This window comes from Clostridium ragsdalei P11 (assembly GCF_001675165.1).
In the GTDB taxonomy this organism is placed as follows: Bacteria; Bacillota; Clostridia; order Clostridiales; family Clostridiaceae; genus Clostridium_B; species Clostridium_B ragsdalei.
Genome location: NZ_LROS01000011.1, coordinates 415,276 through 421,465, shown reverse-complemented (window position 1 = coordinate 421,465; position 6,190 = coordinate 415,276). Strand labels below are relative to the sequence as shown.

4 protein-coding genes and 2 other annotated features are annotated in these 6,190 nt (G+C 31.2%); of the genes, 3 read left to right on the top strand and 1 reads right to left on the bottom strand.

The genetic code is table 11. From position 1 onward, the window contains the following. Nucleotides 1-396 precede the first annotated feature (396 nt). Both CLRAG_RS06890 and cutA read left to right on the top strand, forming a co-directional pair. Nucleotides 397-1,266 carry a DUF1002 domain-containing protein gene (locus CLRAG_RS06890; protein ID WP_065077713.1) on the top strand — a complete coding sequence of 290 codons (870 nt, stop codon included), beginning with the start codon at nt 397-399 and terminating at the stop codon, nt 1,264-1,266. 89 nt (nt 1,267-1,355) lie between these two features. Next, on the top strand, nt 1,356-1,691 hold the full coding sequence (gene cutA / locus CLRAG_RS06885) for a divalent cation tolerance protein CutA (RefSeq protein WP_065077712.1): 336 nt from the start codon (nt 1,356-1,358) through the stop codon (nt 1,689-1,691). 41 nt (nt 1,692-1,732) lie between these two features. On the opposite strand, the gene CLRAG_RS06880 is transcribed toward cutA, so the two are convergent. Next, nucleotides 1,733-3,847 carry a methyl-accepting chemotaxis protein gene (locus tag CLRAG_RS06880; RefSeq protein WP_065077711.1) on the bottom strand — a complete coding sequence of 705 codons (2,115 nt, stop codon included), beginning with the start codon at nt 3,845-3,847 and terminating at the stop codon, nt 1,733-1,735. A 265-nt stretch (nt 3,848-4,112) separates the two neighbouring features. Continuing rightward, nucleotides 4,113-4,306 (top strand) — a binding site (T-box leader). Nucleotides 4,307-4,356: 50 nt separating this feature from the next. After that, nucleotides 4,357-4,555 (top strand) — a binding site (T-box leader). A 99-nt stretch (nt 4,556-4,654) separates the two neighbouring features. Here CLRAG_RS06880 and CLRAG_RS06875 point away from each other — a divergent pair. Continuing rightward, nucleotides 4,655-6,190: a 2-isopropylmalate synthase gene (locus tag CLRAG_RS06875; protein ID WP_154104948.1), complete on the top strand. Its 1,536-nt coding sequence runs from the start codon at nt 4,655-4,657 to the stop codon at nt 6,188-6,190.

Here is a 6,190-nt window from a genome sequence, read left to right as displayed (position 1 = left end):
AAGATAGCTTAGTTGTGAGATTATAATAATTGATATGGTACTGAAAATCAGCACCATATCAAAAATGAAATTTTAAGAATTAGCTAGTATTTGAATGAATTATTCCCATTTGCGGGGGCCAATCCGATAGTGAAGGATGATTTTTAGCTGTCGCAAAAAATCTTTAAATTTATATAAGTCAGTGTCTAGTAATGTTTTGCTTTAGCAAAACGAGCATTCAAAAACTTAATTAAAGATTTTTTGTAGTGTAACGGAAAAAAATCTACATTAACTATTAATTCTTCATTCTTAACTATTAATTAAAAAATTGCTTCGTAATTTTTTATATTAAGTCAAAATTTTATATGTGCGAAAGTTGAGTATTTATAAAACTAAATTAAAAAGGAGTTTAAACACATGAAATTAAAAACAATTTTTAGTAAATTATTGATAGTGCTTATGGCTATAACTGTAGTTTCACCTATTTCAGGGAATAGAGTTTATGCAGATGCCTATAAAGTTGTAACCTTAGGAGGAGATCTAACAGATAGCCAAAAACAAGAAATGCTTAAGTATTTTGGAGTTACCAAACAGGATGCTAATGTAATAGATGTCAATATAGATGAAGAAAAAAAGTATTTAGGAGATGTTGCAAGCAGTGATAAAATAGGTACAAAATCTATATCCTGTGCTTATGTAGAACCAACATCAAGTGGTGGATTAAATGTATCTACAAATAACATATATTGGGTAAGCAGCAGCATGATAAAAAATGCACTGATTACTGCAGGAATAAAAAATGCAAATGTTAAGGCAGCAGCTCCTTTTAATGTATCTGGAACAGCAGCTCTTACTGGAATTTTAAAGGGGTTTGAAAATAGTGCAAATGGCGGCAAAATTGATGAAAATAAAAAGAAAGCTGCCAATGATGAATTGGTTACTACAGGAGAGTTAGGAGATAAGATAGGAAAAGACAAAGCTGCGGGTGTAATGAATGATATAAAAACACAAGTAGTTAAAGATAAGCCTACAACTGAAGCTGGGGTAAGAAAGATAGTTGAAAATGTAACTAATAACTATAACTTAAATTTGAGTACTGGAGATATTGATAAAATAACCAATGTTATGAATAAAATAAATGGTTTAAATTTGAATTTTGGAGATATAAAAAGTCAGTTAGGTAGTGTTGCAGATCAGTTAAAGGGTACTTTATCTAGCGAACAGACTCAGGGATTTTTTGCTAAAATTATTAATGCAGTTAAAAACTTTTTTTCTAATCTATTTTAGTATAGTTCAGAATTGAGAGTGGATAATTGAAAGTTATTATTTACTTTCAATTATCCACTTTAAACTTAAATATAATTGGAGGAATAATTTTGGAATATAAAAATTATAAGATGGAAACTTTTATACCTGAGGAATATGTGACAAAACTTCGAGAGAGTTTGAATGATATAGGAGCATTGACTATAGGCGGAAATTATGATAACTGTATGTCAGTTTCTAAAGTTACAGGGTACTGGAGACCACTTTCAGGAGCAAATCCATTTAAAGGAGAAAAGGGTGAAGTAAGTAGAGAAGAGGAATGTAAAGTAGAGTTTTGCTGTAAAAGTGAAATAGTAGAAAAAGCTATAAGCACTATAAGAAAGGTTCATCCTTATGAAGAACCGGTTATAAACGTAATACCCATTTCGAATTTTGTAAAATATTAAAAAGCATGAAGCTCTAGTAACTTCATGCTTTTTAATATATATTATATTTTTAATTTTGAAACTAATCCTTTAAGCTTTTCATTTCTTTCTTTAGCATATTCTGAAAGATGCTTAGCTTTCTCTGATTTTTCCACTATTGTATTAGTTTTCTCAGCAATAGTAGTAGTTCCATTTGCACCTTCATTTGCAGCAGTTGTTACACCATTTATTATTTCCGATAAATTTTTAATTGAATCAAGAATTTGGTTTGATGCATCATCAAATTCTGAAACCATGTTTTTAATAAAATTTGCATCTAAACTATACTTATCTGTTGCGTTGAGCATAGTTTGGTAATCTAGTTTAACGTTATTTGTCATATAATCCATCATACCATTTGCACTTTGTGCAAGATTATTTACTGAGGCTATTACTTTTTCTGTTATTTGTTTAATTTTTGAAACTGCATTAGAAGAATCATCTGCAAGTTTTGCTATTTCATCTGCAACTACTGAAAAACCTTTACCGGCTTCTCCGGCTCTTGCTGCTTCTATTGCTGCATTAAGAGCTAGAAGACTAGTTTGTTCGGTTATTTCCATTATAGTGTTTGAAAGAACAGTAATTTCATCAACAGATTTTGATTGTTCTAAGGCATTTTTAAGTTTTTCACTTGTTTCTTCATAAATTTCAAGTCTTTTTTTCTCTGATTCTAAAAAGTTTGCCTTCAATTTTTTAGCAGTATCATCAATTTCTTTAGCTGATACTGCACCTTCTTTAGCCTTGTTAGCTATAACTTCCACTGATTTCTCTATTTCATTTGATGTAGCATTCATTTCTTCTGTAGATGCTGCTGTTTCTTCCATAGTTGCTGATAACTCTTCAGTAGTTGAAGCAACATCTTCTATATTTGAATTTAATTCTTCCATATGTTTTACAGTATCTATAACTGCACCTTCTACATTTGAGGACTCATCTTTGACCCCTAGAACAAGCTCACCAATAGAACCTTGCATTTTATCAATGGATTTTGCAAGTATACCTATTTCATCTTCCTTATGTAAAAACTCTTCTGGCATTTTTTCAGTAAAATCAGCATTTGAAAGTACTTCCAGATGATTACATGCTACAGTTACAGGATAAATATTTCTTTTAATAAGCATAAACATTAATGCAATTACTGCTAGGGTAATAATTATAGCCATAAGCATTATTATTCTGAAAAGTTGGGTATATTCAACATACATTTGTTTATCTGAAATTATTGAGACAAAGGCCCATTTGTTAGCTACTCCATTTAAAACTATTGGAGAGTATGCTTTTAGTGATAAAGTTCCTGTTGCTATGGCTTTTTTGTGCGTTTGGAAACTTTCACCATTAGAAATTTTATCCAAAGTATCTTTTTCACTTTTATCCAAATCAACTACATTATTATTCACTAATTCTTGATTTTTACCATTTGCAACAATTTTACCTGTATTTGTAACTATTGATGCATAACCACCCATAGGTTTTGCTTTGTTGACAGTTTGTTGTAGATTTTGGAGTTTAATATCTGCTCCTACCACTCCTAAAAAATTTCCACTATCATCAAGTATAGGCATTGTTAGTGAAGTAATTAAAGTGCTTTTGCCATCTATTTTATATGTATATGGTTCTATTAAACAAGTTTTTTTCGTTTCCTTTGGAAGAAAATAATAACTTCCACTACTTTCGTCATTATAACCTGAGCAAGGTTCTAGTTTTATACTTCCATTTTCTCGTACGAGATAGGGAACAAATCTACCAGTAGCATCATAACCATCTTTATTTATATAGGAACTATCTTTCCCATCAAATGTATTAGGTTCCCAGGCTGTGTATAATCCTAGTATATCGCTATTTTTTTCTAGTGTAGTTTTTAAAATCTCAATTACCTGTTCTCTGCTTAAACTTCCTGATTTTTTACAATATAAGACAGTATTTTTTATTCCTTCCACGGTGGCCTGTGATACTTTAAAGTCCCCCTGTATATCTTTTGCGAAAGCATCTGATACCTGCTTTGCTTGTTCGTTGGCTTGGTTATAAGAACTTTGTTGAACTTTTTTAAGTGTAACTCCTTCAATAATAACAATTCCTAAAAGTACTACTATGCCAAGTATAATACTTAATTTCACTGCTAAATTTAATTTTTTAAACATCTGTGTCTCCTTTCAAATTTTGTAGGATAATTAGTAACATAATTATCCTATGCTTCTGCATTCTTCATCATTTTCCTTTACTTTTATTTATTCGTTATGTATGAGTGAAAAAATTAGTGCAAATACTAAATTTTGTGTAAAATTTTGTAGATAATTTATATTTTATGTATTGTATATACTAAAAAAATATAATGAACATAAAAATAAAATTAACAGTTGACAACAAAAATGAATTGTACTATACTTACAACATAATAATTTTTAGATAAAAACTTAGATAGGGATCAGTAGATTTGTATTATATTTTAAGAGAGTGGTGTAAGGTGTAAATCCACATATAGTATATTTTGAACTCGCCCTGGAGTTGTAGGCTGAATTACAGTAAGCTGAGCCGGCGAAAGCCGTTATTAAATTAAGTATAAATTTGGATGGTACCGCGACAGACTTCTCGCTCCAAGAGAAGCCTGTTTTTTATATTATAATTTTGCGGTATATAAAAAACTGAAAATAAGAAAACTGTGATAGGAAATAGTAAATGTAATTTATATTTTAAAGAGAGTGGGTAAAAGGTGAAAACCCATAGATGTTGTACATTGAACTCATCCTTGAGTCATAGGCTGAAATTACAGTAAGCTGTATCGGCAAAATGTCGTTATTGAATTGAGTAATAATTTGGGTGGTACCGCGAACAGACTTCTCGCCCCAAGAGAGGCCTGTTTTTTTTATACCCCTAAATATTCAGATAGTAGTTTTTTTACTGGCCAATAAAAAACTTGTGTTATATAAAAATAAATTTAGGAGGATTTAATTATGAGTAAGATAAATATATTTGATACTACACTTAGGGATGGAGAGCAGACACCAAATGTCAGTTTAAACATAAATGATAAACTCACTATTGCAAAACAACTTCAAAAGTTATCTGTAGATGTAATAGAAGCTGGATTTCCAATAGCTTCAGAAGGAGACTTTGAAGCAGTTAAGGCTATTGCACAAAATATAGAAGGACCTGTTATAGTAGGCCTTGCAAGAGCTGTAAAGAATGATATATCTAGAGCATGGGAAGCTATTAAATACTCTAAAAAGCCTAGAATACATGTTTTCATTGCAACATCGGATTTGCATATGAAATATAAACTTAAAATGGAACCTGATGAGGTTTTAAAAGAGGCAGTTGAAATGGTAACTTACGCTAGAAGCTTATGCCCTAGCATAGAATTTTCTCCAGAAGATGCTACAAGAACAAGACCTGAATTTTTATATAAAGTAGTGGAAGCTGTTATAGATGCAGGAGCAGATGTGGTGAATATACCAGATACAGTAGGGTATACTACTCCAAGTGAATATGGAGCATTAATAAAAGGAATTAAAGATAATGTGCCAAATATAAACAAAGCCATAATAAGTGTTCACTGTCATAATGATTTAGGTCTTGCCGTGGCAAACTCCCTGGCAGCTATTGAAAATGGAGCACAGCAGGTTGAATGTGCAGTAAACGGCTTAGGGGAGAGAGCAGGAAATGCAGCACTTGAGGAAATAGTAATGGCAATTAAAACTAGATCTGATTGTTTTAACTGTGAAACAGGAATTATAACAGAAGAAATAACGAGGACCAGCAAACTTGTAAGCCATATAACTGGAATGCAGGTTCAAAATAACAAAGCTGTAGTAGGTGCAAATGCTTTTGCTCATGAATCAGGTATACACCAACATGGAGTTTTAAATTGTAGAGAAACCTATGAAATTATGACTCCTGAATCTGTAGGACTTAAGAAAAGTCTCATAGTACTTGGAAAGCATTCGGGAAGACATGCTTTTATAGAACGTATTGAAGAATTGGGATATAAAAATTTAAGTAAAGAAAAAATAGATGAAATATTCAAAGAATTCAAAGACTTGGCTGACAAAAAGAAGCATGTATCAGATGAAGATATAGAAAGTTTAGTAAAAAATGAAATTTTCCAGGTACCAGAAGTATTTAATTTAAAATATTATCAGGTTTCTACAGGAAATGCTGTAATGTCCACTTCTACTGTAGAAATAGAGTACAATGGCAAAAGTATAAAGGAAGCTTCCTGTGGAGATGGACCTGTAGATGCTACTTTTAAAGCCATTGAAAAAGCTATAGGAATTGATGTTACTTTAAATGACTATTTTATAAAATCTGTAGGATATGGAAAAGATGCATTAGGAGAAGCTACTGTAAAGGTTGAAAAAGAAGGTAAAGTTTTTTCAGCAAAAGGAGTAAGTACAGACATAGTAGAGGCGAGTGGCAAAGCTTTTATAAATGCCATGAACAAGATTCATTATGAAAATTCTTTAAAGAAAGCTGCAGAATGTTAA